The sequence below is a fragment of the Aeromonas sp. 1805 genome (assembly GCF_013085525.1).
Lineage (GTDB): Bacteria > Pseudomonadota > Gammaproteobacteria > Enterobacterales > Aeromonadaceae > Aeromonas > Aeromonas hydrophila.
On record NZ_CP038515.1, the window covers coordinates 4,334,214 to 4,360,414 of the forward strand.

Genomic DNA, 26,201 nt, shown 5'->3' on the forward strand with positions numbered 1-26,201 from the left:
CATGGTGGCGCTCCCCTTCACGGCCGAACTCACCCCGACTCTCAGCCAGAGCGAGTTCGATCTGTTTCGCCGTTTCATCCTGAATTCGGCAGGCATCGATCTTGCCCCCTGCAAACGGGCGCTGGTGCAATCCCGGCTCGCCAAGCGGCTGCGGGCACTGCACCTCTCCAGCTATCACGCCTACTGGGAGCGGATCAACCAGTCCAGCGATCCCCACGAGCGGCAGTTCGCCATCAACCTGCTCTCCACCAACGAGACCTATTTCTTTCGCGAATCCCAGCACTTCAGCTGGCTCAAGCACCATGCCGAACAACTGCTTGCCACTCGCCGCCAGCCGCTGCGGATCTGGTCCGCCGCCTGCTCCACCGGAGAAGAAGCCTACTCCGCCGCCATGGTGCTGGCCGAACAACTCGGCATCAACGATCGCTGGAGCATCCACGGCACCGACATCAACACCCGGGTCATCCCCTTTGCCCGCCGTGCCGTCTACTCGGTCGAGCGGGCCCAGCACGTGCCGCCCCATCTGTGGCTGCGCTATTTTCAGCGCGGCCATGACGAGTTCGCCGGCAAGATCCGGGTCAAACCGGAGCTGGCCGGCAAGGTCACCTTTGCCAACCTCAACCTGCTGACATGCGGCGACTATCCGGAGCGCAACTTCGACGTTATCTTCCTGCGCAACGTGCTCATCTACTTCAATGACGAGACCAAGGCCCGGGTGCTGTCGCAGCTTTGCAACCTGTTGCGCCCGGACGGCTACCTGCTGGTCGGCCACTCCGAGATCATCCGCCAGCAGGATCTGCCGCTGGTGCAGGAGGCCCCCTCCCGCTACCGCTGCCTGCCCCTTCAGCCCAAGGAGCTGCCATGACCATACGGGTGCTTATCGTCGACGACTCGGCCCTGGTACGAGAGGTACTGACCCAGATGCTGAGCAAGGCGGAGGATATCGAGGTGATTGGCGCCGCCTTCGACCCCATCTTCGCCATGCAGCAGATGAAGAAGTGCTGGCCCGACGTCATCATCCTCGACATCGAGATGCCGCGCATGGACGGTCTCACCTTCCTCAAGAAGATCATGGCCGAGCACCCCACCCCGGTCATCATCTGCTCCTCCCTCACCGAAGAGGGGGCCATGATCACCCTGGAGGCGATGTCGGCGGGGGCCATCTCCATCGTCACCAAGCCCAGCGTCGGCATCAAGAGCTTCCTGCAGCAGTCGGCCAACGACTTCATCCAGGAGATCCGGGGGGCCGTCGGTGCCAAGCTGCGCAATCTGCTGCCCGGTGCCGCCCCGCTACCGGTCACCCCGAGGCGCAATGCCGACGAGGTACTCTCCCCGCCGGCGGAGCGGATCTCCTTTCGCACCACCGAGAAGATAGTTGCGCTCGGTACCTCCACCGGTGGTACCCAGGCGCTGGAGTACCTGCTCTCCCGCCTGCCCGCCACTTGCCCGGGGATCGCCATCGTCCAGCACATGCCGGCCCGCTTCACCGCCTCCTTTGCCGAGCGGCTCAACGGCCTCTCCCAGCTGGAGGTGAAAGAGGCCGAGACCGGCGATCGCCTGCTGCCCGGGGTCGCCATCATAGCGCCGGGGGGCAAGCACCTGCTGATCCAGCGCAGCGGCACCCAGTATCTGGCGGAAGTCAAAGAGGGGCCGCCGGTCTCCCGCCACTGCCCCTCGGTGGACGTGCTGTTTCGCTCGGTGGCGGTGAGTGCGGGGCGCAACGCCCTCGGCGTCATCATGACCGGCATGGGGGATGACGGCGCCCGCGGCATGCGGGAGCTGCACGACACGGGCGCACGCACCATCGCCCAGGATGAAGCCAGTTGCGTGGTGTTCGGCATGCCCAAAGAGGCCATAGCCCACGGCGGAGTGGATGAAGTCATGTCCCTCACCCACATTACCCAGACGCTCAGCCGTCCGGATCTACGAGGCGTGTAATTATGTCATTGGAAAAATGGCAAGGCCGCAGTGCCATGGTGGTGGATGACTCCCGCACCCAGCAGTACGAAGTGACCTGCCTGCTGCAGGAGTTGGGGTTCGGCCAGATCCACGTTGCCCATGATGGCCAGGATGCCCTGAACAAGCTGCAGCAGCTCGAGCGCATCGATCTGCTGCTGACCGACCTCAACATGCCCGGCATGGACGGGGTCGAGCTCATCAGCAACCTGGAGAAGAACACCCACTACCGGATGTTCGTGGCCGTGATGAGCGGGGTGGAGCGGGACGTGCTGGACGTGATCCACGCCATCGCCGATGCCAGCACCCTGGAGGTGATCGGCGTGCTGTCAAAGCCGCTGCGACAAAGCGATCTGCGCAACATGCTGCAGCATTGCGATCCGCTGGCACACCGGGAAAACAAGAAGTGGATGCAGCTCACCTTCACCGCCGAGGATGTACAGCAGGCGCTGGACAACCGCCAGCTGATCCCCTTTCTGCAGCCCAAGGTGCTGATGGCGGACGCCAGTCTCTACGGCTTCGAGGCGCTGGTGCGCTGGATCCATCCCGAGCACGGGGTCATTCCCCCTATCTGCTTCGTTCATCATCTGGAAGAGGGGCAGCTGGCGCTCGATTTCTTCTACCAGTTCCTGCACGCCACCTGCGAGGCACTCACCACCCTGGGTGCACTGTCCGAGCATCCCACCTGCTCCATCAACATGCCGGTCAGCCTGCTGCTGACGGACAAGCTGGTCGAGAACATGATTGCCATCGTGCAGGCCCATCAACTGCCCTGCAGCGCCATCATCATCGAAGTCACCGAGACCACCTTCATGTCCAACCTCGCCATGTCGCTGGGCACCCTGGCACGATTGAGACTGCGTGGATTTGGCATCGCAATGGATGATTATGGCACCGGCTACTCCTCCATGAAGCAGCTATCTCGCTGTCCTTTCACCGAGATCAAGATTGACAAGGAATTCGTGCACGACGCCCATAGCAGCCCCAAGAAGCTGGCTATATTGACCTCAGCGATCGTCATGAGCCAGAAGCTCAACCTCAAGACGGTCGCCGAGGGAGTGGAGACCGAAGAGGACTGGAAGCAGCTGGCACTGCTCGGCTGCGAGCTGGCGCAAGGCTATTACATCAGCCGACCGCTGCCGGTCGATCAGATTGAAAAATGGTTTGCCGAATGGCAGGCCAGAGCGACCTGAATCGTGTCCCTTTGCGCTATTGAGGAACCCCGCTCCGAGAGGGCGGGACAACAACAACACCGGCAGTATCGACATCGCTGCATGGACGCTTGAAACAAGCATGAGGCTACCATGAACAACCTACTTCGCCAGCTCTCCATCAAGACGCGGCTTATCGTCTCCTTCCTGTTGCTGAATCTCATCCTGATCGGGGTCGGGCTCTACGGCAAGCAAAACACCAACACCATCAATGACATGCTCAACGACATGTACCTCAACATCCTGACCCCCATCACGGATGTCGCCAACGCCAACATGCAGGCCATCTATCACAACCGCTCACTGTTCGATTACGTCATCGAGCCGACCCAAAGCGGCATGGACAAGATTGCCAGGGATATGGATCTGCACGAGCAGAAGATGGCCGCCCTGCTGGACAAGTACCGGGCAACCCAGCTGAGCGAACCGGAAAAACTGGCTCTGGCGGACTTTGACCGCGCCTGGCCGCTTTACAAGGAAGCGGCACACAAGGCGATGACCGCCAGCTACGCCCATGACAATGACAACGCCATCAAGCTGATGAAGGGCGAGGCCGCCGCCACGTTTCAGGTGGTGGACGATCTGCTCAGCAAGCTGGTCGACATCAATCAGGGGCTGGGCAAACAGGCCTTTGATGAGAGCGACGTGATTGCCAGCGACATCACCACCGCCACCTACACCATACTCGCCATCTCGGTGCTGCTCTCCTTGCTGCTGGGCTGGCTGCTCAGCGGCAGCATCAACCAGCCGCTGCTCGCCATCATGCAGGATCTGCAACAACTGGCGCAGGGCCGGCTCACCGCCCCGGATCAGGCCGAGGGCAACGACGAGCTGACCCGCATGCAGCAGGCGATGATCAGCACCCGCCGCAGCCTGCGCGACATCGTCTCGACCATGCAGCATGCTGCCGAAAGCCTCACCGCCAGTGCCTCCCAGCTGGGGGCGGCGGCCGAGCAGGTCAATACCAGCTCCCAGCAGCAGTCCCTCGCCACCGCCAACACGGCCGCCTCGGTCGAAGAGCTTACTACCTCCGTCTCCCAGCTCTCCTCGTTTGCCAATCAGGCCAACAGCGTGGTGATGCAATCCGGGGAGATAGCCCAGGCCGGCGAGAAGCAGGTCAAGCACGCCTCCCAGGAGGTGCTCAGGGTCACCACGGCGGTCAACGACTCCGCCAAGCAGGTGCAGGGACTGTTTGACGACATCACCCGCATCAGCCAGATCTCGGTGATGATCCAGGGGGTCGCGGATCAGACCAACCTGCTGGCGCTCAACGCCGCCATCGAAGCAGCCCGGGCCGGCGACATGGGCCGCGGCTTCGCCGTGGTGGCCGACGAGGTGCGGACCCTGGCGGCGCGCACCACCCAGGCCACCCAGGAGATCAACGAGATGCTCACCTCCATCCAGCAGGGGGCCACCAGCGCGGTCAAGGGGATGAACGCCTGCTCCGACAGCATGAGCACGGTGCGGGAGACCACCGAGGGATCCAGCGAAACCATGGCCCAGGTAGATCAGAGCTCCCGCAAGGTAGTGGAGCTGATCCAGGAGATAAGCTCCATGCTCCACGAGCAGGCCGCCGCCAGCCAGCTCATCGCCCAGTCGGTGGAAGAGATCACCCAGATGTCGCTGGAGAACGTCTCCGCCGCCGAGAGCGTCAATCACGACGCCTCCCAGCTGACCACCATCATCCAGCAGCTCAACCAGGGCATCGGGTTCTTCAAGGTCTAATAAAAACGCCGAAACCCGCCCGGTCATGGGCCGAGCGGGTCTATCTCCTTCACCTTTCCATCAAGCTCCCATCTTTACCCCGCCTCCTTGCCACGGGCTCACGACGGTCCGGCGCAGGAATACCGACATCAGCACGGCATTCACTCAAACATCCATCAAAAACAGTCCAAAACAGCCTCATGCCCCTCCCGTTTGGAGGGACAAAACCAGTGATAAATACTGGGTCATAGGGAGCCAGAGAAAGCGTTGGCAGGCAAATTTACACAGAGGAATATCCCGTATTTTGCGCATTTCCACATTCCCATTCGCCACACAATTTACCAACCAAAAAACAACTGATAACATCTTTTTACATTTTAAAGCATATAAAACAACATGATTCAGTGGCCCCCCGTTTGCTCATCGCGGCAGCCAGGATCACCGGATCAGGATTGAAACCAGCAGCCAACTTCTCATCGAGCAGACACCCGACCCCATGATGAACACAGTTACGGCCAGCATCGATATCGATGCACTCCAGCACAATTTCGCCGTGGTGCGCCGCCATGCCCCCCACAGCAAGATCATCGCGGTACTCAAGGCCAATGCCTATGGCCACGGGCTGCTGCCGGTGGCCCATGCACTCGCCCAGGCCGATGCCTATGCGGTGGCCAGGGTCGAGGAGGCGCTGGTGCTGCGCGCCAACGCCATCACCAAGCCCATTCTGGTGCTGGGAGGCTTCTTCAGTGCCGAGGCATTGCCGCTGCTGGTGAAACACGAACTGCAAACCACCTTGCATACCTGGGAGCAGCTGGCACTGATCGAGCAGGCCAGTCTGCCCGCCCCCATCAAGGTGTGGCTCAAGCTCGATACCGGGATGAACCGGCTCGGGCTGCGCGCCCTGGAGCTGCCCGCCTTCATCGAGCGGCTGAGCCATTGTCGCAACGTGGTGCAGCCGTTCCATCTGATGACGCACTTCAGCCAGTCCGATGAACAGGATACCCAGGCCACCCGGCTGCAGATCGAGGAGTTCAACCGCCTCTCTGCCCATCTGCCGGGCGAGCGGGCCATGGCCAACTCCGCCGGCATCCTCGCCTGGCCGGCATCGCGCAGCGACTGGATCCGGCCCGGCCTCATGCTCTACGGCGCCTCCCCGTTTGCCGGTCAGCTCGCCGCCGACCATGATCTGCGTCCGGTCATGACCCTCAAGAGCCAGCTCATCGCCACCCGCGCCTGCGCGCAGGGCGAAGCGGTCGGCTATGGGGGGCACTGGGTGGCGGATCGAAATACCACCCTCGGCGTGGTGGCGGCGGGCTACGGGGATGGTTATCCCCGCATGGCGCCCGAAGGGACCCCCATGCTGATCAATGGCCGCCGGGTACCCATCGTGGGTCGGGTTTCCATGGACATGATCACCGTCGATCTGGGGCCGGCGGCCAGCGACAAGGTAGGAGACGAAGTAACGCTGTGGGGGGAAGGGCTGCCGGTGGAACAGGTGGCCGAAAAGATAGGCACCATCCCCTACGAGCTGCTGACCCGCCTGACCAGCCGGGTTCATCTCACGCACTGCGACAAGCGCGAACAGATGCCACTCTTGAAGCTGGCCTGAGCAGCGAGTACGGGCCTGCGATGTGGGCCCTGTTATGCCGTCATCAGGCAATAAGTTGGCCGCTCCTCATGGCGGGAGCTGCAATACCACGGCGGGGGCGTCCTTCCTCCCAGCGTTGGGATGAAGGGCGCCCCTGCGGCCCGGTTCAAGGAAGATCGAAGCCGACCAGGCTCTGCTCGATGCCGGCGTCAGGCATCATGCGCCGCAGCCCGTCCACCAGCCTGGCAGCGGCCTCCTGCAACGCCGCCAGCGGCATCTCGGGCAGGCTCTCCAGAATGAACCACATCTGTCTGGCATCGCTATCCAGACGCGTTCTCACCCCCTGACGCCAGTTCCAGCGCCGGCAGGTAACGCCCAGATCGTCGCGCCAGATCACCTCGCCCGCCTCCGGGCACTCCTGCGCTGGCGCCCCCTCTTTCATGGTGTCAAAGGCTTCGCTGCCATCGGCAATGACCAGCCGGGGTGTCCCGACATAGGCGGCCAGGTTTTCCCCGCCGACCGGAAGGGCGTAGGCGAGGCTGATGGCGTTGTAGAGATCCACCACGGGATCGATGCTCGGCAGGGCACCATCACGCAGCACCCGCTTGCGCAGGGCATCCGCCGAACAGGGAGTACGCTGGGGCTTGGCCCCAAACCCCTTGAATACCGCGGCCCAGGCGGCCAGATGCGCCTCGGTCCAGGGTGCGGGGTCGTGCAGAACCCGCTGGCTGGCCTGTGCCAGCTCATCGACGGCGATGGCCGGATTGACGATCTCGTCGGTCTGCAGGGTAATGCTGATAGCCCGAAATCCCGGAGCCAGCGTCGCCAGCGCGGGATCGATTGACGGTTGTACCGATCTCATGGAATATCCTTATATCGACTATTTTATTTCATGATAATGACCGATGACCAAGAGAGTCAATATAACGACCGATGCCGGCGCCGACGTGGAGCATGTCACCGCCGCCGTCTCCCGCCGGCTCAAGGAGTACAGACAACAGGGCCGGCTGTCGCTCGATGAGCTCTCGCGCCGGGCCGGGGTGAGCAAGGGGATGCTGGTAGAAGTCGAAAAGGGGGCGGCCAACCCCAGCATCGCCATCCTGTGCAAGCTGGCCGCCGCGCTCGGGGTATCGGTTGCCGATATCGTCGACGTGGCCTGTACCCCGACGGTGCACCTGATCGAGCCGCAAGCCATCCCGACCCTGTGGCAGGGCCCGCTCGGCGGCTCGGCCCGCCTGCTGGCCGGTACCCGGGGACCGGACATGATAGAGCTGTGGCATTGGCAGCTGTACCCCGGCGAGCAGTTTGACTCTGACGGTCACCCGCCCGGCACGGTGGAACTGTTTCACGTTGAGCAGGGTACCCTGCAACTGCAGTTGGGAGAGAGCGAGCTTGCCGTCACTCAGGGTTGTTCGGCCGTGGCTCGCACCGACCTGCCCCACGCCTATCGCAACGCAGGCGGCAGCGTGCTGCGCTTTACCATGACGGTAGTGGAACCACACGGCTGAGGCTGGCCGCTGCGAGGTGACAAACCATATCCTGTTAAACACGCCTTCTGATAAACAAAAAGGCCCCATCTTACGACGGGGCCTTTGCCAATTGGTGGCGAGCTCGGATATGGCTGCGCCCAAAACAAAAAACCGACCATCAGGTCGGTTCTTCAATATGGGCGATGGGTCGGGATTGACTCGCGCCATCCCTGGCGCTCGCCCTGCGGGCGGCCTCTGGACATCCAGATGGACTATCCTGCCCACCTGTCGAACCAGGGCTCGAACCGGGCCGCCCGTCACCGGATAAAGTAAAAGGGCCTGTCTTGCGACAGGCCCTTTTACTTTATTTGGCGGTGAGGGAGGGATGATTCGCCACTGCGTGGCTCACCCCTTCGGGGCGGCCTGCGGCCGTTCATCGCAGCAAGCTGCTCTGCTCGAACCCGGCGAGGGTTCTTACCCTCCCTCTTCGACATGAGCTGATAATCCTTTCCCCAAAGCAAAAAACCGACCATCAGGTCGGTTTTTTGTAATTTGGCGGTGAGGGAGGGATTCGAACCCTCGATACGTTGCCGTATACACACTTTCCAGGCGTGCTCCTTCAGCCACTCGGACACCTCACCAAATTTTGGTCTGCTGTTTAACGTGCTCAGCCAGCACGATGTTCGCTGCGCTGTTGCGCTGGAACGGGGCGTAATGTACGGGATACGACGGCATGCGGTCAATGCAATTTTTCACTTTTTGCGTTCGTTTGCTCATTATCCGAACCAAGTGACTAAAAACATGCCGTTTCGTATCCCTTTCCATCAATTTCCAGTCGCTTCGTGCAAGTGCTCGCCTTTGAGCGCCTCTTCCAGCGAGCCGTAAAACTCCAGCTGACCGGGCACCGGACGCACCTTGGCGCGCGCCAGGGTCTTGAGCGGCTGGAACTGCAACTCGGCCACCCTCAGTTGCACCCCCGCCTTGGCCATCTGCTTTTCAAACTGCAGGAAGGCGGAGAGCCCGCCCGCGTCCAGGATGGAGACCGCCTCCATCTGCAGTACCAGCAGTTTGTGGCCTTTGACCTGGGCTACCAGCTCGCCGAACACCCGCTCGGCCGCCGCAAAGAACAGCGGACCGTTGATCTTGTAGAGCAGCGCCTGCTCCGGCACCTCATGGGCATAGCGCTTGTGATCCGCCAGATCGTGCAGCTTGGTCATCTTGGCAATCTCACGCATGAACAGCAGGGAGGCGAGGATCACCCCGAAGGTGATGGCGATGACCATGTCGAAGATCACGGTCAGCGACAGACAGACCAGCAGCACTAGCACGTCGGATTTGGGGGCACGGCGGATCAGCTCCACCACCTTGTGCGCCTCGCTCATGTTCCAGGCGACGATGAGCAGCAGGGCCGCCATGGCCGAGAGCGGCAGCCAGGAGAGCCAGGGCGCCAGCACCAGAATGGCCGCCAGCACCACCAGCGCATGCACGATGCCGGAGATGGGAGAGGTAGCCCCGGCCCGCACGTTGGCGGCGGAGCGGGCAATGGCGGCGGTGGCGGTGATGCCGCCGAAGAAGGGGGCGACTATGTTGCCAAGCCCCTGCCCCACCAGCTCAGCGTTGGAGCTGTGCTTGCGACCTGTCATGCCGTCCAGCACCACGGCGCAGAGCAAGGATTCGATGGCTCCCAACATCGCCATGGAGAAGGCCGCGGGCAACAGGCGCTCGATGGCGGCCAGGTTCCACTCCACCGGCAAGCCATCCGGCCCCGGCAGAGCCCAGGGCATTACCAGGGTCGGCGCGATGGGCGGGATCCCCATGCCCTGACTGCCGTCGGCCAGGGTATAGCTGAACTTGCTGCCGATGGTAGCCACATCCACCCCGAACTGATGCAGGCCAAAGCCAAGACCCACCCCCACCAGCACGGCGGGCAGATGGCCTGGCACCGGCAGCCGCAGGCGTGGCCAGAGCAGCAGCACCGCCAGGGTCGCAACCCCGACCAGCGTATCCCCCCACTGCCAGCTGGGCAGGGCATGGGCCAGCGCCTCGACCTTGCCGAGGTAGGTTTCCGGCATCTCGGCCACGTGCAGGCCGAAGAAGTCCTTGATCTGCAGGGTTGCAATCACGATGGCAATACCACCGGTGAAGCCCAAGGTCACCGAAGGCGGAATGTACTCGATGAGGCGTCCGAGCCGGGCCACCCCCATGGCCACCAGAAAGAAGCCCGAGATCAGGGTTGCCATCAAGAGGCCGCCCACGCCGAACTGCTGGGCTACCGGATAGAGGATCACCACGAAGGCGGCGGTCGGCCCCGAGATGGAGAAGCGGGAGCCACCGGTCACGGCGATCACGATGCCGGCGATGATGGCGGTATAGAGACCGTGCTGCGGCGGCACGCCACTGGCGATGGCCAGCGCCATGGCCAGCGGAATGGCGATGATGCCGACCGTGATGCCGGCGATCAGGTCGCGGCCGAAGCGGGGAACGCTGTAGGGTTCGTCAATACAGGATTGGCGTAAAGCAATGGCCAGCTTCACGCTTTGCAAAGGTGCTTGGTTGTGCATGTATTCGTAATACCAGAAGAGGGAGATAAAGGCCGGATTGAACCGGCGCCCGATCATCATCAAGGGCCGGCAGAGCTGTCGACACGGCGATGGTATCCTGGCCAACCATACCCCAGCCGATGAAATATTTCGATGGGCGGGATCAATGAATGGCCGTTACCACGCAGAATTAGCGTTTATTGTCAGCATATCGACCACTTTTCTCACCATTACGCAGCACACTCACTTCGCCTGCTAACCAATTTATTCCGCCCTTATGCATGCCCTGTCTCTCCCCTCTGTTGTATCTGCCATTGCTCGGCCCTAAGACAGCTGCCTATCCCGCGCCATGCCATCCCGGGCATCGACATATCCTCATCCATCCCCTCTTCATGCCACTGAGCCGTCTCACTCAGCCCAAGGGGCCAACGCCAAACTGCTGATTGTGCTGAAAATAGTCCGCAGCGGCCAAGTTTTGGGCAAACGGGCCAAAATCCCCTTTTTGCAGCGGATCGCGGGTTGACACCCGGCGGATGGGCCATTAATATCCGCACCGTCTCGACGAGACAGGCAATTCCTCCTTAGTTCAGTCGGTAGAACGGCGGACTGTTAATCCGTATGTCACTGGTTCAAGTCCAGTAGGAGGAGCCAATTCCCTCGTAGTTCAGTCGGTAGAACGGCGGACTGTTAATCCGTATGTCACAGGTTCAAGTCCTGTCGAGGGAGCCACATTCGAAAGCCCAGCCTTATGGCTGGGCTTTTTTCGTTTCCCCTTGCTCTGCCGCCATCAGCCCTCTGTGCGCAAACAGGGATGCCCTCGATGGCGGATCCGCGCCATAATCAGCGCAACCTCACCCTCTTCAGGAGTTTTCATGCGCCGTTTCAACTTCATGCTCAATGGCAGCCGGTTGATGATGTTCCCCTTCTATGTCTGCATTCTGGTCTGCGTGGCCCTGCTGATGGTGAAATTCGCCATGCTGCTTTATGCCCTGTGCATCGACATCGTGGGCATTCACTACATGGATCTCATCACCGGCGTACTCACCCTGGTGGACTTCGTGCTGGTGGCCCAGATGCTGATACTGGTCTCCATCTGCGGCTATGTGCAGTTCATCCAGACCCAGGAGCAGCGCGAGGCGCTCGGCAACAACTGGCTCAGCAAGATCAACTTCGCCTCCCTCAAGCTCATCGTCATCAACTCCCTGGTCACCATCGCCGGGATTGAAGTGCTCAAGGCCTTCCTGGATGACGGGGTCGGCAACGAGGTGGAGATGAAGTGGTCGGTGATCGTGTTCCTCGCCTTCTCCACCGCGGCGCTTATCTACGCGGTGACCGAGCGGCTGGCGGACCACAAATAGCGCCGTTTTTCATTCAGCCTTTATTCATCAAGAGCGGAATTGATAACTCTTTTCATTACCTTTCCTGCATTGTAAACTTGCTCCCCCGGGCTGCACTGCCCGGGCGTTGGAGCACCTATGACAAGCCTTTCCCTCTCACCACGACACTGCTGGCAGTGGCTGGCCTATCACCATCAGGCCGCCGAGGGCTCCCTCTATCTGATGTTCTTCTCCGGCCTGCTGCTGTGGGAACCGCTGACCCCGCTCTGGTCGCTGGCACGCTGGAACCTGTTCCTGCACGTCGCCCTCTCGCTCACCCTGTTCCCCTTGCTGTTCGGCGCATTCTGGCTCTCCCATCGCAGCCTGCTGCGCAAAAGCCGCAAGCCTTTCTTGCGCACCACCGGCCGCATCATCGAAGCCTTGCTGCTGATCTGTCTGGCCAGCGGGCTGCTGCTGGTGCTGCACGGCACCCCGGGCGATGGCATGGGCAACCTTGCCAGCTGGGCCCACTGGCTGAGCGCGCTCGCGTTGACTCCCCTGGTGCTGCGCCACGCCTGGCGCTGGACCATCTTGAAATGGCGCACCTGATCTTATGTTGAAGTTGTTGTTATCCCTGATGTTGACCGCCCTGCTGCTGGGGACCGCCTCGGCCCAGGAGATGGGCGCCGCCATGATTGCCTATGACGAGGGGAACGCCCCGCGCCTGGTCACCGCCAACCAGAGCGCCGGCTCGGTCACCCTGCTTGAGCGCGATAGCGGCAAGCGACTCAAAGAGGCACAACTAGGTGGCGATCTGCGCCAGCTGGCCCGCGCAGACGACGGCACCCTGCTGGTCACCGACTATCGCGGCGATCGCCTGCTGCTGCTGGATGATGATCTCACCCTGGACAAGGCGATCCCCACCGGCCATCGCCCCTACGGGGTCATCTTCGATCCCAAGCGGCAGTGGTTCTGGGTCACGCTGTTCGAGGCTGGCCGCCTGCAGGCTTATGACACAGCGGGCAAGCTGCAGCTGGATGTGGCCACTGCCGAGACCCCGCGCGGGTTGGCATTGACCGACAATGACCGCCTGCTGCTCACCCTCGCCATGACCGGCCAGCTCGCCATCTATGATCTCGGCAAGCTCGAGAGCGGAGCCAAAGGCACCACCCTGCCCAAACCGCACCTGATCACGTTGGCCGAGACCCACAGCGACACCCCAAGCGACTCGCAGGGCTTGCCGCGCCTGCTGGACGGCATCACTCTCTCCCCCGATGGCAGCGAAGCCTGGCTGCCCCACGTGCTGTGGAGTTTCGACCACCCCTTCCAGTTTCAGAGCACCGTCTTCCCGGCCGTCTCCATCATCGATCTCGATGAAGAGAAAGAGCGGGTGGACGAGCGCAAGCAGCTCTTTTTGCAGATCAACCTGCCCAGCGTCGGCAACCGCAGCCAGATCGTCTCCAATCCGTTCGCGGCGCGCTTCGCCGCCGATGGCAAGCGGGTCTATCTGACCCTGGCGGGCTCGGAGGATCTGCTGGTGTTCGACCTGTCGCGCAGCGGCAAGCAAAACAGCAACCGCCACCGCCGCAAGAAGTTCCAGGGCGGCGCCAAGGCGACCCAGCTCCTTCGCCACCTGCCGGGCCAGAATCCGCGGGACTTGTTTGTAGACAACGACCACATCCTGGTGCACAACGTCATGGGGCAGGATCTTACCCGCCTCAACACCGGCGGCAGCGGCCCCTTCGCCCGGGTCACCGTGGATGTGCCCCACTTCGCCAAGCTGGTGGAGACGGATCCCCGCCCCGAGGCGCTTCAGCGCGGCGAGCGGCTGTTCCATCTTGGTAACACGCTCGGCAACAACGGCGCCAACAGCCGCTTCCCCATGGCGGGGGACAACTGGATGAGCTGCAACTCCTGCCATCTGGACGGGTTCAACTTCACCAACCGCTATCTGATGGCGGCCCATCGCCAGCAGAGCGGCGACAACGCCATCAACGGCCATGCCAACCTCGCCAACATGGTGGCCGGGGACTTTATCGGCGAATACCTGCGCATGACCCAACAGACTCAGGGCGGCATGGGCCATGACAACCGCGATGGCGCCGAGCCGGTTGACCCCGCCAAGCCACAACCGGAAGTGAAAGCGATGATGGAGGATCTGCACGCCTTCGTCACCGCCGATGGCAACCTCCCCTATCTTGCCAACTGGCTCAGGCTCGATGCCCCGCGCACGGATCCCGCCAAGGCGCCGACAACTCATCCCAAGGAGTGGCTCAACTCCGCCTCCTGCCAGAACTGCCACCAACAGGCGTTCCAGGACTGGAGCGAGAGCAACCATCGGCTGATGGGCAACTCCCACCCCTACTACAAGGTGGTGCAGGCGCTGGCCCGCGAAACCGAGGGCGAAGCCTTCGGCCAGTGGTGCCAGGGCTGCCACATGCCCCAGCAGGTGATGAACGGCCAGCAGGATCTGCCCAAGGGCTCCCACATGTTCGAGCAGGGTGGCGCCTCGCTGATCGCCGCCCACAAAGCAGGCGAACCGGTGGTGGAAGAAGGCACCGGCTGCGTGCTCTGCCATCGCATCACCCGGCTCGAGGATGCTGGCGGCAACAGCGCCTTTACCGTGAATCTGAAAGACCGCGAGAGCTATGTGTTCGAGGATGCCGCCGGTGGCAGCCTCCAGCACTGGCTGGCGGAGCGGCAGATCAACGCCCGCCCCGCCATGCACAAGGCCTCCTACCAGAAGGACTTCTACCGCGACGCGGCCCTGTGCAAGTCGTGCCACAACGAGTTTGCCCCCGGCACCGGCGCCAACATCGTCAACACCTGGGACGAGTGGGAGAACTCCAGCTTCGCCAAGGCGGAGGATCCCGCCAAGCGGCGCACCTGCATCGACTGCCACATGAACCCGGAGCCGGGCAACGGCGGCGCGCCGGTGGCCGGCCAGTCCACCGAAAACGGCACCGTGAAAGAACGGCTTTATCGCCACAACTTTACCGGCGCCCAGCACCAGCTGGTGGGGCTGAGGAGTGCAACGCTCGAGCAGGAGAGCCTGGCGCTGCTGCGCTCAAGCGCTACCCTCTCGGCCCGCATCGAGCAGGGGGCCGCTAGCCCGCAGCTGGTGGTGCGGGTCGCCAATACCGGCGCCGGCCACGCCCTGCCCACCGGGGTCGCCGATTTTCGTGAACTCTGGCTGGAGCTGACCGTCACCGACGCCAGCGGCAAGCGGGTGCTTGCCAGCGGCCAGCCGGTGGATGGCGCCGTCCCTGAGGATGCGCGGCTATTTAGAAAAGTGTTCGGCGATGCCGAGGGCAAGCCGGTGGGGCTCAAGTTCTGGCGCTACGCCAAGCTCTTGGAAGACACCCGCATTCCGGCCGATGGCTGGCGCGATGAAGCCTGGCCGCTGCCGGCGGATGCCAAGGGGCCCTTCAAGGCCGATATCAAACTTAATTTCCGCACCTACCCCAAGTGGGTCAATGATGCGGTGCGCGCCGCCGAGCCGAGCTTGCCGGAGCCACCCATAGTGCTACTCAATCGGCTGCAACTCACCCTGCAGCCCCTCCCCGTCACGCCCGCTACGGAGCCTCAATCCTGATGTTTGCAAGTTTTCTCATTACCCTGCGCGAGGGGCTGGAAGCCTTCCTGCTGGTCGGCATCTGCCTCTCCTACCTCGCCAAGCTGGGGGCAAGCCGCTACAACAAGTTCGTCTATCTGGGGGTGGGGCTGGGTCTGTTTGCCTCCCTCGTCGTCGCCTTCCTGTTCCAGGTGGTGGTGAGCCAGTTCGAGAGCGAGCGCTACAACCATTTACTGATGGCGGGGATCCTGATTTTCGCCACTCTGGTACTCACCTACATGGCGGTCTGGATGCAGAAGCAGGCCAAATCCCAGGTGGGAGCCATGACGGCGCGCATCGATGCCGCCATCGATGGCGGCAACCTGTTTGGTCTGGTGCTGCTCGCCTTCCTGGCGGTAATGCGCGAAGGGTTTGAAACCGTGCTGTTCTTCTCGGCCCTGGTCTACTCCGGGCAAGGGGTGGATCTGCATGAGGGGCTGATGGGGGCGCTGGGCGGTCTGCTGCTGTCGGTGGTGCTGGTGTGGGGGCTGCTGCGCTCCACCCGCAAGGTGGCGCTGGCCCCCTTCTTCCGCTGGACCGGCCTGCTCATCATCATCATCGCCGCCGGGCTGCTGTCGTCCGCCGTAAACATGCTGCAAGCGGCCGGGCTCATCACCTTCTGGACCGAGCCTGTCTTCAACATCAGTCACATTCTCGACGATCAGGGGGTATTTGGTACCTTCCTGCGCGCCCTGTTTGGCTACAATGCCTCACCAGCCGGCCTGCAGTTGCTGACCTGGGCCAGCTACCTGGTGATCTTCGTCACCGTCTGGCATCGCAACTATCGTCCCCAGCGCTGATCGCCCAGCGCGGCAGCGGATGACAAGGCGGCTCAGCGGGGCCGCCTTTTCAACGTCTTCTCTTTTGGTCAGCTTTTCGGATAACAGAGTCATGAGCGACAACAACACAAAACACATTGCGGTATTGGGCGCCGGCCCTGCCGGTCTGATGGCCGCCTGGCGCCTGCGCCAGGCCGGTTTTGCGGTCACCCTGTTCGAGCAGGAGAGCGTGGTGGGCGGCATGTGCGCCACCCAGACCTTCAAGGGGCGCGACGGCGAGTATCGCTTCGACTACGGCGGCCACCGCTTTATCACCAAGAACCCCGAGCTGCTCGCCTTTATCGACGAGCTGATGGGGGACGACCTGCTCCACGCCGAGCGCAAGAGCGTGATCCGCTTTGGCGGGCGCACCTATGACTACCCCTTGAACCTGCCCAACCTGCTCAAGACGGCGCCGCTCGCCCTGATGGCCGGGGCGGTGAAAGACTTGCTGCTGTTGCCCTTTGCCAAGAAGCCCACCGATTTTGCCAAGGCGAGCTTTGCCGAGTGGATCCAGAGCCACTTCGGTCGCACCCTCTACCGCCAGTTCTTCGAGGGCTACACGGCTAAGCTGTGGGGCATCAACCCGGACCAGCTCTCCGCCGACTGGGCCGGCCAGCGCATCAGCCTGATTGACCTCAAAGACGTGGCGCGCCGCCTGCTGCCAAGGCGCAACGGCAGCATTTCGGTTCGCACCTATGCCCGCAAGTACCGCTACCCCAAGTACGGCTTCGGCCAGATCTTCACCACCCTGGGCGAGCGGCTGGTTGCCGAGGGAGTTGAGCTCAAAACCGGCGCCACCATCACCCGTCTCGAGCAAACCGATGGCCGGATTGAACGGGTTTATTGGTCACAAGATAATGTGGAGCAGAACGAGCGCTTTGATCAGGTGATCTCCACCCTGCCACTGCCGCTCACCTGCCAGCACCTGGGCTTGCCGTGCGATCTGCACTACCGGTCGCTTCGCTTCGTCAATATGCCGCTCAAACAGGAGAACCTGTCGGACAACACCTGGCAGTACCTCTCCGACCCCCATATCCTGGCTACCCGCCTGCAGGAGCCGCGCCGCCGCAGCCCCTTTATGGCGCCAATGGGGCAAACATCCGTGATGCTGGAGATCCCCTGCAACCCGGGAGATGCCACCTGGCAGGCGCCGCTCGCTGATCTGCGCGGTCGGGTCACCGCCGATCTAGCCAGCCTCGGTGTCGATACCCAGAAGCTTGGCGATGAAACTTTTGAAGCACGCAGCGAGTACGCCTATCCGCTGATGGATCTCGGCTATCAGGCCCGTCGCAACGACGCCATCAAGACGCTGATGCCGATAGGCAACCTCATCATGACCGGCCGTCAGGGGACATTCCGCTACATCTTCACCGACACCGCCATGGAGATGGGGATGATGGCCGCCGACATGGTGATCGACGGGGTGGACAGACGTCACGCCATCTTCAACCATCGCAACGAAAATACCGTGATCGAGACCCAGAGCGTGGCCTGATGGCCCCTGAATGTGGTGAATGAGGGAGGTGGACAGAAGCCGCAACACCTTCAATCATCGCAACGAAAACACCGTGATCGAAACCCAGAGCGTGGCCTGACCGCGCCATTGGCATAAGTAAGGAGAACAGGATGACCATCCGCCCGGGTTTACTCGCCCTCACCCTGCTGCTGACCCTGAGCGGCCAGGCGCAGGCTTACTCCTACGCCGCCGCCGGCAAGGAGCCGCTGATCGATGCCCGCGAAGCATTGCTGGGCGCCGCCACTGACGGCAAGGATGCCAGCGCCACCTTGAGCGACATCGCCGAGGAGCTGACCTATCTGGAACAGCACCACAAGGTCGAGCTGCAAGCACCGCTCGCGGCCGCCATCAAGGCCAAAGACGCCGCGGCTACCGCGGCCCTGCTCAACCGGGCCTACAAGGCTGAGATCGAGCGCCGCCTCGAGGGGGCCAGCCAGAACCTTGGCGACTATCAGACCGCCAAGGTGCTGGTTGTCAAGAGCAAGCGCTTCCTCGACTTGATCCTCCCATCGCTCAATGAAGGGGATCGCAAGGCCGCCGAACAGGCACTGGCCAGAGTGCTGGATGCCATCGGCAATCCGGGGGTGTTCGGGGTGGGCGCCAAGCCTGCCGATGCCACCGCCTTCGCCGAAGCCGAAAAGTCGCTGATGGCCGTGCTGGCGCCACTTTGATAGCCACCAGCCAATCATTGCGCCACCGTGCTGTGACAAACGGTGGGTTTCGCTGCGCGCTACCCACCCTACGCACGGCCGGCCGATAGATGCACCCGGACGCCGGTTTGCCCCCTTCTTCCCTTGCGGGAGAAGGGAGGGATCACCACGGCCGATTACGCGTCGCCAATCGACCCTACTTGCTTGCCCTGCTGCAACTGGCCTGGCTTGGCTGGCTGCTGACCTTCCCGGTGGCGCTCGATTCCGACGATGCCCTCAACTTTGCCCACGGGGTAGTGCGCTTCAGCGTGCTGGAGTTCTCCCCCCACTTTCCGGGCTACCCCGCCTTTATCTGGCTGGCGCGGCTGATCAATCTGGCGGTGGACGAACCGGCCCGTGCGGTGCAGTGGGCCAGCCTCTTGGGTAGCAGTTTGCTGGCGCCGCTCGCCGCCTCCCTCGCGGTCAGATTGTGGCAACGGCCAAGCCTGCTGGCGCCGGTCTGGCTACTGGTGCTGGCCCTGCCGCTCACCCCGACCCTGGCGCTCTCCGGCCTCTCGGACGGGCCGGCGCTGGCCGCCTGGCTGGGCGCGCTCTTGGCTTTGCAGCAGCGCAAGATAGCGCTGGCGGGTCTGCTGTTGGGCCTCATGCTGGCGCTGCGTCCCTCCTACTTCGTGTTGGCCCTGCTGCCCCTTTGGCTTGGGATGGCACAGAAGGGCGCGCGCGTCAGATTTGTGCTCCCCATCGCGCTGGTGGGGCTAGCCTGCCTGCTGTTTGTCTGGCAGGCCGACGGCTGGGCCTATTTCAGCGAGGGGCGCCGCTTTACCGACGGTCACTTTACCCTGTGGGGCAACACGGCGGCGGCTCATGGCGATCGGCTGCTGAGCTGGACCCGTACCTTGAACGAGCAGCTGACCCCGCTCTGGCCCCTATTGATGGGGGCCTTGCTGGTACTGCCACTCTGGCAGCGGTCAAAGGATCACAATCCAGCCCTCTCCCCCTGCTGGCTCCTCTACTGGCTCGTCCTGCTGCTGTGGACCCTGCTTGGCCAGAACCCGGACAATCCGCGCCATCTCGCGCCCATCACCCTGCTCGGCCTGGTGCTGCTGGCAGGCTGGCTGCCACGCCGGGGCGAGCTGCCAGCCATGCTGGGATCCCTCTTACTGCTGCTCTGCACCCTCACCCCGCCGGCGGCGCCAGCCATGACCCGGGCTGCCAGGCTGGCCGAGCAGGCGTGCCCGGCGCTGGTGACTCAGTGGGGGGTGAGGCTGCTGCGGGAAACCACGGCCCTGCCCGTCACCGACGGCTGGTATCAGGGGGATGCCCACCTCGCATTGGTGCAAGGGGCCTGCCGGCTCAGCCGGCGTCCCCTCAGCCCGGAGGATCTGCCCGCCGGCGGCCAACGGGTCTGGTTTGCCCCCCGCTTTCACGCCGAGCCCGGCCTTTGGCTCGGCATACAGGATCACCCCCGTCACCAAAACTGGTAGACTGGATGTTTGTCACTCCCTGACTTCGCACTCATCAAGACTGGATAGCCTATGCCCCACGCCCCCCTCTCCCCCCGTTTCCTGTTCATCCTGCTCGGCGCGCTGGCGGGCCTGACCCCGCTCGCGGTCGACATGTACCTGCCCGCCATTCCGGCCATCGCCCGGGACCTGGCCACCAGCATCGACGGCGCCCAGCTCACCATCAGCGCCTTTCTGGGCGGCTTTGCCATCGGCCAGCTGTTCTACGGCCCGCTCGCCGACAGCTATGGTCGCAAGCCGGTTATCCTGGCGGGGTTGGTGATGTTTGCCATCGCCTCGGTGGGCTGCGCCATGGCGGACTCCCTGCCGGAGCTGCTGGCATACCGGATGTTGCAGGCGGCCGGCGGGGCGGCCGGCTCGGTGGTGGTCAATGCGCTGCTGCGCGACCTGTTCGAGAAGGAGGCCTTCTCCCGCGCCATGTCGTTCGTCATTCTGGTGATGACGCTCGCCCCTCTCGTCGCGCCGGTGGTGGGCGGTTACATCAGCGCCCACAGCGACTGGCGGGTGATCTTCTGGCTGCTGGTGGGGATCAGCCTGCTCATCTGCCTGATGATGCAGTGGAAAATTCAGGAGACCCTGAAGCCCGAGCACAAGCAGCCCCTCAACCTCGGCCAGATCCTGAAAAACTACTGGGGCGTACTCTCCCATCGCGGCGCCATGGGCTACGTGCTGTGCGGCTCGCTCTCAAGCTCGGGCATGTTCGCCTTCCTGAGCGCCTCCCCTTACGTCTACATCGAGTACTTCAAGGTACCGACCGAGCACTATGGCTGGCTGTTTGGCCTCAACATCCTGCTGATGATGGTGGTCACCTTCGTCAACAGCCGGCTGGTGAAGGGGGTGGGTGCCGAGCGGATGCTGCAATACGGCCTGCTGGTGCTGCCCTGTGCCGGCGCCCTGCTCATCTACAACGCCTGGAGCCAGACCGGCGGCCTGTGGGGCATCGTCATTCCGGTGGTGCTGTTCGTCGGCCACATCAGCCTGGTGGGTGCCAACGCCATGACCGGCCTGATGGGCCACTTCCCGCAATCGGCAGGTACCGCCTCGGCGCTGGCAGGCACCCTGCGCTTTGGCATCGGCGCCGTGGTGGGGATCTTGGTCAACCTCAATCCCCCCGAATCGCCGTTGCCGATGGCCATCGCCATCGCCAGCTGCGGGTTCGGCTCGACCCTGAGCTACTGGCTGCTGACCGGCAAAAAATAAGCCCCAACCATCAACAAGCAACAAGCGACAAACAACAAGGCCGCCCACCTGCATCGCAGGGGGCGGCCTTGTGTTATCTGCACGTTGTCAACGCATTCTCTGCCCCGAGGGGTGAGGACTCAGCCTACTTCTTGCCAAACCCCGAGCGCTTGAGGGTATAGCCGGCGCTGTTTTGCCAGGCGTCCAGCCCGCTGCGGTTGTTGCCCGCCACCAGGCTGGCGGCCAGGCTCGGGCTGTTGAAGAGTTGATCGGCAGTAAAGACGAAGCCCCCTTCGCTGCGCGGGGCCAGGATCCCCTTGCCAAGCAGCTCCTGGCGCAGTTCGATAACCGCCTCGCGCAGGGAAGCCGCATCCTCGCCGTTGGCGGTGGAGCCCGCCAGCACCATGAAGCCGGGGTTCTGCCGTTTGCCCACCGGATAACCGTGTGCCTCGGCCCCCTTGCCGTTGAAGTGGTAAAGCTCGCGCTCGCCCGGCTTGTTGTCGGAGAGCGCCTTTTGCAGGGTCATCAGCTCGTTGTAAATCTCGATGGGGACCACGGCAGCCTGCTTGTTGCCCTTGCTGTCGATGATAAAACTGACTTGCTTGTGTAACATCCTTGCGCATCCTGTGACCCATGGAGGCCCCTATTCTAACCACCACAGGCGAGCGGGATCCAGCCAGGATCCTCACCTCTTTTGCAGCCTTGATCACTAACTGGCACTCTCGCCCAAGGGCAAAGCCGCGTGATCATTAGGCAGGGGAGCAACGTACATGGCATGATGAAAGCCATTGACCATCAACCGGTTATCCCATGCTGACCCTGCGCAATCTCGGCAAGAGCTTCGATAACGGCAGCGAACGGCTGCCGCTGTTTCACCACCTTGATCTGGCCCTGGCGGCCGGCGAGATCACCCTGCTGCTGGGGCAGAGCGGCTGCGGCAAGTCGACCCTGCTCAACCTCATCGCCGGCCTCCTCCCCCGGATGAGGGGGAGATCTGGCTGGGGGAGACCCGCCTTGACAACCAGTCGGCGGACGAGCGGGCCCGCCTGCGTGGCCGCCATTTCGGCATCGTCTATCAGGACTTCAACCTGCTGCCGACCCTGACCGTGGCCGAGAACCTCGCCCTGCCCCTTGCCATCAACCAGCTTGCCCGCGATGAGACACGCATTGACGGCCTGCTGGAGCGCCTCGATCTGGCTCACAAGCGCCACGCCTGGCCGGAGCAGCTCTCCGGCGGCCAGCGCCAGCGGGTAGCGCTGGCCCGCGCCCTCATTCACCAGCCCCAGTGGCTGCTCGCCGACGAGCCCACCGGCAGTCTCGATGAACACAACGCCGAGCAGGTGATGGCGCTGATGATGGCAGCGGTGCGGGGCACCGGCGCCGGCCTCTTGCTGGTGAGTCACAACCCCGCCTATGGCGCCCTGGCGGATCGGGTGCTGCGCCTTGAAGGGGGTCAGCTGGTCGAGCTCAAGGGGCGCCGCCATGACTGACGTCCGCCACGGAGGGCAGTGATGCTGCCGCTGCCGCTCAAGGCGCTGCTGCGCCTCTATCGCGCCCACCCCTGGCTGCTGCTGATGAGCCTGGTCGGGCTCACCCTCGGGGTATCCCTGGTGGTGGCCATCGAGCTTTTGAACCACAGCGCCCGCACCAACTTCGTCGCCGCCCGCAGCCAGCTGGCGGGGGAAGCGAACTACCGGCTGGCGCCGGACGGCGGGCTGGACGAGCAGCTCTATGTGACGCTGGTGCGCAGCCAGCCGAACCTCGACGTCATGCCCCAGCTGCACGGCTGGCTGCAAGATGAGCAGGGGCGCAGTTTTCAGCTGCTGGGGATGGATCTGTTCAACCCCGGCCCCTTGCGCCGGCTGTTTGGCGCCGCGCCGGACAATACGCCCACCTTCGCCCTCACCCGCGCCGACAGCGTCTGGCTGGCCGCCCCCGAGGCGAGCCGCCTTGGCTGGCAAACGGGCCAGAGCCGGCGCTTCGTGCTGGGCGGCGGTGAAGGAGCGCCGCCCCGCCCACTGACCCTCACCCTGGCCGGCACCTTCGAGCCCGGCGCCGTGCCCATGGAGCGGCTGCTGGTGACCGACATCGGCCTCGCCCAGCCGCTGCTTGGCAAGGCGGGGCGGCTCGATCGCATCGTCTTCAAGCTCAGCGAGCAAGAGGCCACGGCCTTGCAACGCGTCCTGCAGTCTGCGCAGGGAACCGGGCTCGCCGCTCATTCCTTGTGGCTTGAGCCCATCAGCCCGGCGCTCGATGCCAGCCAGCTCGGCGATGCGCTGGCGCTGAACCTCACGGCGCTCTCCCTGCTCGCCATGGCGGTGGGATTGTTTTTGGTGTTCAACGCCCAGCGCTTCGTGCAGAGCGTGCGCCGCCCCCAACTGGCCCAGCTCATCATCCTCGGCATGCCACCGCGCCGGCTGCTGTGCTGGCTGACCCTGGAGATCCTGATCCTCGCCAGCATCGGCACCCTGCTCGGGCTGTTGCTCGGCAGCCTGTTGGCCCTTGCCCTGATGGGGCAGCTCACCCAGGCACTGGCCGATCTCTATGGCCCCAACCCCATCGATCTGCTGCGCCTCTCCCCCACCAGCCTTGGCAAGGCGCTGGTGATCGGCCTGCTGGGGACGCTCGCCGCCAACCTGCCCGGCTGGTGGCAACTGCTGCGCCAATCCCCTCTTGAGCTGCGAGAGGGCAACAGCCGCCCGCCGGCTCATCCCTGGCAACGTCGGGGGCTCGCCATCGCCATCTTGCTGCTCTGCGCGCTCTGTCTATGGCGGCCAGAAACCGGGCTAGGCGGCGCCCTCTTCGTGGCCGGCGGCTGGCTGCTGGCCATGGCGCTCGCCCTGCCCGATGCCCTGCGTTGGTTGCTGGGCCGGCTGCGCCGACGCGAGCGCGGCTCCCTCAGCGCCCGGCTCGGGGTGGCCGAAACCCTCTATCACCTGGATCGCACCGCCATCGCGGTGATGGCGCTGCAACTGGCCATCGCGGCAGCCATCGGCATCGGGGTCATGGTGTCGAGCTTTCGCTCGAGCGTGGAGATCTGGCTCGGCCAGCGTCTGGCCGCCGATCTTTATGTCACCGCCCCCAAGGGGGTGGCCGGCAGCAAGGGCGCGCTGAGCGAGCAGACCCTCAACACCATTCTTGCCGCGCCGGACGTGCGCGCCGCCTCGCGCCGCTCGGTGCACCCGGCCCGCTGGCAGGGGCAGCCCATCGAGTGGGCGCAGATGGACTTTATTCCCGAGCTGAAAGCCGCCTACCCCCTGCTGGCCGGGCGCTGGCCCGCCACCCCCGCCGAGGTGCTGGCCAGCGAACCGCTGACGGTGCGCCTCGGGGTCAAGGTGGGCCAGCGCCTCGAGGTAAGCGGCGAGCAGGGGCCACGCACCTTCACCGTCACCGGCGTCTATCAGGATTACGGCAGCGACAAGGGGCAGATACTGCACGCCTTCGAGGGGGGCAAGGTGCAATCCCTGGCTCTCTTCAGCCAGCACGTTGATCGCCTCGCCGATCGCCTGCGGGCCCAGTTTGGCGAGCGGGTGAACCTGTTGCCCGCTTCCGCCATCCACGCCGCCGCCCTCAGGGTGTTCGATCAGACCTTTGTGGTGACCGAGCTATTGAAGTTGCTCATTCTGGGGATCGCCTTCGTCGGCATCGGCTCGGCCTTCATGGTGCTGGGGCTGGCCCGGCGCGGCGAGTTGCAGACCCTGCAAAGCCTTGGCCTGAGCCCCCGCCACTGCCGCCGGCTGCTGGTGTGGCAAGGGGCGGGCCTCGGGCTGCTCACCGCGCTGTTGGCCCTGCCGGTGGGCTATGGCCTTGCCTGGGTGCTGATTGAGGTGGTCAACCCCCGTGCCTTCGGCTGGCGGCTGACCTTCGAGGCCGCCCCCCTGCACGCCGTCACGGCGCTCTTGCTCGCCCCCGTCTGTGGCGCGCTCGCCTCCTGGTATGCCGCAAGGAGAGTGGTATGAAAACATTCAACATCTGGTCGCTGGCACTGATCTGTACCCTGTATGGCACCGGGATCAGTGCCAACGATCTGGGCGCCATCCTTGGCGGCGGCAACGATCACTTCAAAAAGGCCCTGCCGGGCCAGTCCATCAACCTGCCCACAGATCACGGTGCCCACCCCGACTACCGCTCCGAGTGGTGGTATCTCACCGGCAACTTGAAGGACGAGCAGGGACGCGGCTACGGCATGCAGTGGACCCTGTTTCGCCAAGGCATCGAGCAGGAGATAACATTCGACAACCCCTGGCTCACGCCCCAGCTCTGGCTGGCCCAGTTCGCCATCACGGATTTGAGCAAAGGCAGCCACCAACAGGACGAGCGAACCAGCCGCCAGGGACCAGGGCTCGCCGGTGCCAGCGGCGGTCAGTATTGGCTCAAAGAGTGGGTGCTGGCTTCTCAAGGGGAATCGCTCTTTCCCGCCACCCTCAAGGTGCAGAGCAAGGCGGGGGATCTTGATTTGCAGGTGAGTGCCGCCAAGCCGGCGGTTCTGCAGGGCAAAGCGGGCTACAGCGAGAAGAGCCCGGGCAACGCCTCCTTCTACTACTCCTACCCGCGCCTGACCATCAGCGGCACCTTGACCCTGGATGGCGAGACCCGCCACGTCAGCGGTGAGGGCTGGTTTGATCACGAGTGGAGCAGCTCGGTATTGGCCGAGTGGCAATCGGGCTGGGACTGGTTTTCGCTGCAGTTTGAAGATGGCCGCGAGCTGATGCTGTTTCGCCTGCGCACCAAGGCAGGACACTCTGAGCCGGAGAACCGCTACGGCATCCTGATTGAACGGGACGGCAGCAGTCGGGTGCTAAGCCCTGAGCAGATCCGCCTCACCCCCGGCAAGACCTGGCGCGGCCCCAAGGGGCAAGCCTACCCCATCGAGTGGCAGCTTAAGGCCGGGGATCTCAACCTCCGCATTCAGGCTCGACAGCCTAATCAGGCCATGACGGGACGCTTTGACTACTGGGAAGGGGCGGTCTCCGTCTCGGGGGATGCCAAGGGCGTCGGCTATCTGGAGATGACCGGCTACTGAGCCTTGCCCAATTCCCCCCTCTAATGGCAGGCCCACCCGCCATCAAAAACCCCGGCCAGGCCGGGGTAACAACGCAGTGCTGTGACGGGATA

At 63.5% G+C, this 26,201-nt stretch carries 19 protein-coding genes, 3 tRNA genes, 1 other RNA gene and 1 pseudogene; 19 read left to right on the forward strand and 5 right to left on the reverse strand.

Annotation, left to right across the window (positions count from 1 at the left end; translation table 11 throughout):
* The first annotated feature begins 1 nt into the window (after position 1).
* The 5 genes from E5E96_RS20115 (at position 2) to alr (ending at position 6,480) form a co-directional block, all read left to right on the forward strand.
* Entirely contained in the window at positions 2-865 is an 864-nt protein-coding gene (locus tag E5E96_RS20115; RefSeq protein ID WP_171282959.1) for a protein-glutamate O-methyltransferase CheR, read from the forward strand.
* Positions 862-1,938, forward strand: coding sequence for a chemotaxis response regulator protein-glutamate methylesterase (locus E5E96_RS20120; RefSeq protein WP_029300494.1), 1,077 nt, complete (start codon positions 862-864; stop codon positions 1,936-1,938). Before E5E96_RS20115 ends, E5E96_RS20120 begins: the two co-directional genes overlap by 4 nt.
* A 2-nt stretch (positions 1,939-1,940) precedes the next feature.
* On the forward strand, positions 1,941-3,149 hold the full coding sequence (locus E5E96_RS20125) for an EAL domain-containing response regulator (protein WP_011706358.1): 1,209 nt from the start codon (positions 1,941-1,943) through the stop codon (positions 3,147-3,149).
* 111 nt (positions 3,150-3,260) lie between these two features.
* Entirely contained in the window at positions 3,261-4,892 is a 1,632-nt protein-coding gene (locus E5E96_RS20130) for a methyl-accepting chemotaxis protein (protein WP_171282960.1), read from the forward strand.
* A gap of 475 nt (positions 4,893-5,367) precedes the next feature.
* A complete protein-coding gene (gene alr / locus E5E96_RS20135; RefSeq protein ID WP_171282961.1) occupies positions 5,368-6,480 on the forward strand; it encodes an alanine racemase in 1,113 nt (370 codons plus the stop codon).
* Positions 6,481-6,625: 145 nt separating this feature from the next.
* Here alr and E5E96_RS20140 read toward each other — a convergent pair whose 3' ends face one another.
* Entirely contained in the window at positions 6,626-7,321 is a 696-nt protein-coding gene (locus E5E96_RS20140; protein WP_171282962.1) for a B3/4 domain-containing protein, read from the reverse strand.
* Positions 7,322-7,364: 43 nt separating this feature from the next.
* Here E5E96_RS20140 and E5E96_RS20145 point away from each other — a divergent pair, with 43 nt between their 5' ends.
* Entirely contained in the window at positions 7,365-7,967 is a 603-nt protein-coding gene (locus tag E5E96_RS20145; RefSeq protein WP_171282963.1) for a helix-turn-helix domain-containing protein, read from the forward strand.
* 330 nt (positions 7,968-8,297) lie between these two features.
* Here E5E96_RS20145 and E5E96_RS20150 read toward each other — a convergent pair.
* The 3 genes from E5E96_RS20150 to dauA all read right to left on the reverse strand — a co-directional run bounded on the left by E5E96_RS20150 (position 8,298) and on the right by dauA (position 10,549).
* Positions 8,298-8,426, reverse strand: a non-coding RNA gene (locus E5E96_RS20150) — RtT sRNA.
* Positions 8,427-8,481: 55 nt separating this feature from the next.
* Positions 8,482-8,569: transfer RNA gene (locus E5E96_RS20155), tRNA-Ser, on the reverse strand.
* Positions 8,570-8,752: 183 nt separating this feature from the next.
* Positions 8,753-10,549 (reverse strand): C4-dicarboxylic acid transporter DauA, encoded by a 1,797-nt coding sequence (gene dauA / locus E5E96_RS20160; RefSeq protein WP_171282964.1) that lies wholly within the window; start codon positions 10,547-10,549, stop codon positions 8,753-8,755.
* A 494-nt stretch (positions 10,550-11,043) separates the two neighbouring features.
* Here dauA and E5E96_RS20165 point away from each other — a divergent pair.
* The 10 genes from E5E96_RS20165 to E5E96_RS20210 all read left to right on the forward strand — a co-directional run bounded on the left by E5E96_RS20165 (position 11,044) and on the right by E5E96_RS20210 (position 21,107).
* Positions 11,044-11,119 (forward strand) — tRNA-Asn (locus E5E96_RS20165).
* A gap of 2 nt (positions 11,120-11,121) precedes the next feature.
* Positions 11,122-11,197 (forward strand) — tRNA-Asn (locus tag E5E96_RS20170).
* A 143-nt stretch (positions 11,198-11,340) separates the two neighbouring features.
* Complete coding sequence (locus tag E5E96_RS20175; protein WP_011706364.1) at positions 11,341-11,826, forward strand: YqhA family protein; 486 nt, start codon at positions 11,341-11,343, stop codon at positions 11,824-11,826.
* Positions 11,827-11,943: 117 nt separating this feature from the next.
* On the forward strand, positions 11,944-12,393 hold the full coding sequence (locus E5E96_RS20180) for a hypothetical protein (protein WP_016351026.1): 450 nt from the start codon (positions 11,944-11,946) through the stop codon (positions 12,391-12,393).
* A 4-nt stretch (positions 12,394-12,397) separates the two neighbouring features.
* On the forward strand, positions 12,398-15,379 hold the full coding sequence (locus E5E96_RS20185; protein ID WP_171282965.1) for a YncE family protein: 2,982 nt from the start codon (positions 12,398-12,400) through the stop codon (positions 15,377-15,379).
* Positions 15,379-16,197, forward strand: coding sequence for an FTR1 family protein (locus E5E96_RS20190; RefSeq protein WP_171282966.1), 819 nt, complete (start codon positions 15,379-15,381; stop codon positions 16,195-16,197). Before E5E96_RS20185 ends, E5E96_RS20190 begins: the two co-directional genes overlap by 1 nt.
* A 91-nt stretch (positions 16,198-16,288) precedes the next feature.
* Positions 16,289-17,713, forward strand: coding sequence for an FAD-dependent oxidoreductase (locus E5E96_RS20195; RefSeq protein WP_171282967.1), 1,425 nt, complete (start codon positions 16,289-16,291; stop codon positions 17,711-17,713).
* A 131-nt stretch (positions 17,714-17,844) separates the two neighbouring features.
* Positions 17,845-18,405, forward strand: a complete 561-nt coding sequence (locus E5E96_RS20200; RefSeq protein WP_171282968.1) for a hypothetical protein — start codon at positions 17,845-17,847, stop codon at positions 18,403-18,405.
* Between the two features lie 179 nt (positions 18,406-18,584).
* Positions 18,585-19,868, forward strand: coding sequence for a hypothetical protein (locus E5E96_RS20205; protein WP_171282969.1), 1,284 nt, complete (start codon positions 18,585-18,587; stop codon positions 19,866-19,868).
* A 51-nt stretch (positions 19,869-19,919) separates the two neighbouring features.
* The gene (locus E5E96_RS20210; RefSeq protein ID WP_171282970.1) at positions 19,920-21,107 is read left to right on the forward strand and encodes a Bcr/CflA family multidrug efflux MFS transporter; all 1,188 of its coding nucleotides are present in this window, start codon (positions 19,920-19,922) and stop codon (positions 21,105-21,107) included.
* Between the two features lie 124 nt (positions 21,108-21,231).
* Here the strand turns inward: E5E96_RS20210 and E5E96_RS20215 are convergent, their stop codons facing one another.
* Positions 21,232-21,699: a DUF4357 domain-containing protein gene (locus E5E96_RS20215; protein ID WP_016351033.1), complete on the reverse strand. Its 468-nt coding sequence runs from the start codon at positions 21,697-21,699 to the stop codon at positions 21,232-21,234.
* A 197-nt stretch (positions 21,700-21,896) separates the two neighbouring features.
* On the opposite strand from E5E96_RS20215, the pseudogene E5E96_RS20220 reads away from it, so the two are divergent.
* The 3 genes and pseudogenes from E5E96_RS20220 (at position 21,897) to E5E96_RS20230 (ending at position 26,109) form a co-directional block, all read left to right on the forward strand.
* Positions 21,897-22,576, forward strand: a pseudogene (locus E5E96_RS20220) (ABC transporter ATP-binding protein).
* Between the two features lie 21 nt (positions 22,577-22,597).
* On the forward strand, positions 22,598-25,045 hold the full coding sequence (locus tag E5E96_RS20225) for an FtsX-like permease family protein (RefSeq protein ID WP_171282971.1): 2,448 nt from the start codon (positions 22,598-22,600) through the stop codon (positions 25,043-25,045).
* Complete coding sequence (locus tag E5E96_RS20230) at positions 25,042-26,109, forward strand: lipocalin-like domain-containing protein (protein WP_171282972.1); 1,068 nt, start codon at positions 25,042-25,044, stop codon at positions 26,107-26,109. The genes E5E96_RS20225 and E5E96_RS20230 overlap by 4 nt, the downstream gene beginning before the upstream one ends.
* Positions 26,110-26,201 lie beyond the last annotated feature (92 nt).